4 protein-coding genes and 1 pseudogene are annotated in these 3990 nt (G+C 72.5%); 3 read left to right on the top strand and 2 right to left on the bottom strand.

Translation table 11 applies throughout. The features are described from left to right. Both ABZ297_RS46400 and mihF read left to right on the top strand, forming a co-directional pair. Positions 1-506, top strand: a 506-nt coding sequence (locus ABZ297_RS46400) for an ROK family protein (RefSeq protein WP_355360896.1), incomplete at its 5' end; no start/stop codon positions are given. A 646-nt stretch (positions 507-1152) separates the two neighbouring features. Beyond that, positions 1153-1458, top strand: coding sequence for an integration host factor, actinobacterial type (gene mihF, locus ABZ297_RS46395; protein ID WP_350810719.1), 306 nt, complete (start codon positions 1153-1155; stop codon positions 1456-1458). 143 nt (positions 1459-1601) lie between these two features. Here mihF and ABZ297_RS46390 read toward each other — a convergent pair whose 3' ends face one another. After that, entirely contained in the window at positions 1602-2249 is a 648-nt protein-coding gene (locus ABZ297_RS46390) for a response regulator transcription factor (protein WP_350810720.1), read from the bottom strand. Further along, positions 2240-3487: a sensor domain-containing protein gene (locus ABZ297_RS46385; RefSeq protein ID WP_355360891.1), complete on the bottom strand. Its 1248-nt coding sequence runs from the start codon at positions 3485-3487 to the stop codon at positions 2240-2242. The genes ABZ297_RS46390 and ABZ297_RS46385 overlap by 10 nt, the downstream gene beginning before the upstream one ends. Positions 3488-3670: 183 nt before the next feature. Here ABZ297_RS46385 and ABZ297_RS46380 point away from each other — a divergent pair. Beyond that, a pseudogene (locus ABZ297_RS46380) lies at positions 3671-3990 on the top strand (hypothetical protein); the annotation flags it as partial.

The following is a 3990-nucleotide window of genomic DNA, read 5'->3' as shown; positions in this document are numbered from 1 at the left end:
GCGGGATCGGCGCGGAGTTCGGGCACATGCCCCTCACCGGCGGCACGGCGCCCTGCATGTGCGGGGCCGTCGGCTGCTGGGGCATGGACGTCGGCACCAACGCGCTGCTGCGCCACCTGGGCCTGGCGTTCGGCGGCGGGCAGGGGCGGGAGCAGGCCGAACTCCTGGTGGCGGGGGCGGCGGCGGGCGACGAGGCGGCCCTGGAGGCGCTGACGTCCAGCGCGCGGTCGCTGGGACGGGGGGTGGCGGCGCTGGTGAACGCGCACGACCCGGAGGCCGTGACGCTGTCGGGCCTGGCCGTGGACCTGTACGAGCACGCCCTGCCGGCGATCACCGGCGAGTTCGGGCCCGGCCTGATGACGATCCGCCGCGAGCGGCCGCCGCGCCTGGAGGCCTCCGCCCTCGGCTGGCGCGGGCCGCTCATCGGCGCGATGGAGTCCGTCTTCGACGAGTTCCTGACGCCGGAGGGCGTCGAGTCCTGGCGCCGCACCCGCCAGGGGGCGTGACCAGGGGGGCCGCTGGGGCTGCGACACGCCCGAGTGGACAAATGTGACGGATAACACGCGGACGGGCATGAAACGCCCAGCGGAGGCGCGCGCCCCGCCGACGCGGCACCACCTGGCGATCTTGGGACGCGGCCTGCCGGGACGAGCGCGACCTCGTCCGGGCCGGGACGCAACCGGAGCCCCCCGAACCCGCGCCACGCACCCGCGACACCGCCCTCGAGCAGCCCCGGAGCCGGTCATGGCGATCTTCTTCGGCACCGGCCGCGCAGGCCGCGACCTGCGGATTCTCCAGCGTGTGAGCGCAGGGCCGGAGCCGGCGCCCCGGCACCGCGGCCCCTCGCCTGCCCGGCATCGCCGGCCGCTACGGACAGCGAGCTCGGCGGCCCGGAGGAGGGCCGTTTCGGGGCATCGGAGGTGGTTGCCCGCCCCGAAAGGGCTACGGTGGGTGAACGCGTGGTCGGCGGCATGGGGGTCGGCGGAGACACGGTCGCGCAGGACAGGGCGTGCGCGGAAGGGGCCGCATCGGTGTCGCGCGCACCTTGAGCGGTCGCTTTCTGCTACACGAACCGCTGGTATCCGCCATGATTAGCCACTGCACTACGGGTAACACAATCCCGATCGTTAACTCCCCGAGGAGAGAAAAGAGATGGCACTTCCCACTCTCACCCCCGAGCAGCGTCAGGCGGCTCTGGCCAAGGCCGCCGAGGCTCGTGCGGCCCGCACCGCCCTGCTCGCCAAGGTCAAGGCGGGCGAGCTGTCGTTCGCGCAGCTCCTGGAGCGCGACGACGACATCGCCAAGAAGATCAAGGTGTCGCAGGCCCTCCGCGCGGTCAAGGGCGTCGGCCCGGCCAAGGCCACCGCGCTCATGGAGGAGGCGGGCGTCGACGAGAAGCGCCGCCTCGGCGGCCTGGGCGCCCAGCAGCGTAAGAAGCTGGTCGACGCGCTCGGCTAGCCCTGGCGCGGCCAGGTCCGCGCGGAACGCCGCGCGGACCGGCCGACGACCTCACCGGCACCTCGCGCCCGTCCCTCGGAACCCCCACCACTCCCCCGCGGCGCGACCGCACTCACGCGGGCAGAGCCGGCCACACGGCGGCCTCAGGAGCGCAGGTACGCCAGCACGGCCAGCACACGGCGATGCTGGTCGCTGTCGTCGGCGTAGAGGCCGAGCTTGTTGAAGATGCTCCTGATGTGCTTCTCGACGGCTCCGTCGCTGATCACGAGCTGCCTGCCGATGGCGGGGTTCGACTTGCCCTCGGCCATCAGCCCGAGCACCTCGCGCTCGCGCGGCGTGAGCTGCGCCAGCGGGTCGTCCTTCCGTCTGCGCACCATCAACTGCGACACCACCTGCGGATCGAACACGGTGCCGCCCGCGGCCACCCGCCGCAGGCCCTCCAGGAACTCGTCGACGTCGACTACCCTGTCCTTGAGCAGGTAGCCCACCGCGCCCCTGGCGTCGGCGAGCAGGTCGTCGGCGTAGGAGACCTCGACGTACTGCGACAGGATCAGCACGGGCGCCCCCGGCACCCGGTTCCGCGCCTCGACCGCGGCGCGCAGCCCCTCGTCGGTGAAGGACGGCGGCATCCGCACATCCACCACCGACACGTCGGGCCGGTGCTCGGCGACCGCCTCGACGAGGGCGGTGCCGTCGCCGACGGCCGCGACCACCTCGCAGCCGAACTCTTCGAGCAGCCTGACCAGGCCCTCCCTGATCAGAACCGCGTCATCGGCCACGACTACCCGCACGGTACCTCCGCCACGATCACCGTCGGCCCGCCTTCTGGCGATTGCACGACCAGCTCCCCGTCGACCGCGCGGAGCCGGTCGGCCAGCCCGGCCAGGCCATGTCCTTTGGCGACGTGTGCGCCGCCGACCCCATCATCCCCCATGGTGAGCAGCAGCGTGTTTCCGGTGCGGCTGAGCTGGATGGTGCACTGGGTGGCCCGGCTGTGCTTGGCGACGTTGGTGAGCGACTCGGCGACGACGAAGTAGACGGCGTTCTCGACGGCCGCCTCGTACCGCTCGGTGGCCTGCACGTCCAGGTCGACGGGGACGGTGCAGCGCCCGGCGAGGGCGGCGAGCGCGGGCGCGAGGCCGCGGTCGGACAGGATGGGCGGCGCGATGCCGCGCGACAGGGCGCGCAGCTCGTCGAGCGTCTCCCGGGTGGCGGTGATCGCCGAGCTGATCGTGGCCTGGGCGGCCTCGGGGTCGCGCTGCATCTGCCGCTGCGCCCTCGACAGCTCCATGGCGAGCGAGACGAGGCGCTGCTGCGGCCCGTCGTGGATGTCGCGCTCCAGCTTGCGCAGCGCGTTGGCCTCCGCCGAGACGGCCGCCGCGCGGCCCTGGGCCAGGTCGTCGATGCGTTCCTGCAGCTCGGCGACGCCGGTCAGCAGCGCCCTGCCGAGCGCGGCGCGCGTCAGTGCGGACGCCCGCACGACGAACGGCATGAGGATCAGTGCGACCAGGCCGAGGGAGACGTAGAAGACGCAGCCGATGGCGTACCCGCTGCCGAGGCCGATCACCTCGGGCAGCTCCTGGTTGCCGGGGATCTGCGCGGTGACGAGGCCCCACAGCGGGTAGGTCAGCGCCGTGACCGGCACCGCCCAGAACACCACGGTCAGCACGAACGAGACGATGGCCAGCGGGAAGTTCAGGATGCCGTGCAGCAGGTCGAGCCACGACTGGCCGCTGGTGATCGGGTTGGCGAGCCTGCGGAACCTGCCCGCCCCCTCCGGGGGCCGCTTGTAGCGGGGACGCACCGGCGGACGTTTGAGCACGTCCGACAGCCAGCCGCGCTCGGCGTCTGCGAAGCCCCTGGCGATCAGGAGGGTGCCTGCCAGAATCGGCACGCCGATCCACACGAGCGAAGTGCCGATGCCGGCGGCGAAGCCGGGCAGCAGCAGCACGAAGCCGATGACGGCCGTGGGGAAGCCGATCAGCGTGTAGCGCGTGTCGAGCAGGACACGCCGCATCAGGGAGCGCATGCCCTACACGCTAGGGCTCCGCCGTGTCCGGTTCGACCCGGTGAGCAGGCGTTCGACGGTAGGGCCAGCCCTACCACGGCCGGTGGTGCGACCTCGACCCGAAGAGGGCGGCTCACGGCACTGTGCGCGAACGCCCCACGCGGAAGCCTTGGTTCATCAGTTCCCCGATGAAACGAGGCCCCCATGACCGTCCTGCTCGACCGTCCGGCCGAGTCCCCGGTACGGCCCGTCCCGCCGAGCCGCAAGGCGGTCAGGGACCCGTTCATCGACTTGCTGCGCGTGTTCGGGATGGCGCTGGTGGTCCTGCAACACTGGACGATCCCGGTCCTGACCTACCAGGACGGCCGGCTCGGCACCGGGAACGCGCTGGCCACACCGGGCGTCTGGGTCGTCACCTGGATCAGCCAGGTCATGCCGCTGGTGTTCTTCGCGGGCGGCGCCGCCAAACCACGACGGTCCCCACCGAGTGGGGCATCGAAGGGATGTCGACCTGGAGCCTGCGC

Source organism: Nonomuraea sp. NPDC005983 (genome assembly GCF_040614375.1).
GTDB lineage: Bacteria > Actinomycetota > Actinomycetes > Streptosporangiales > Streptosporangiaceae > Nonomuraea.
This window is presented reverse-complemented; position numbering and strand designations above follow the sequence as displayed.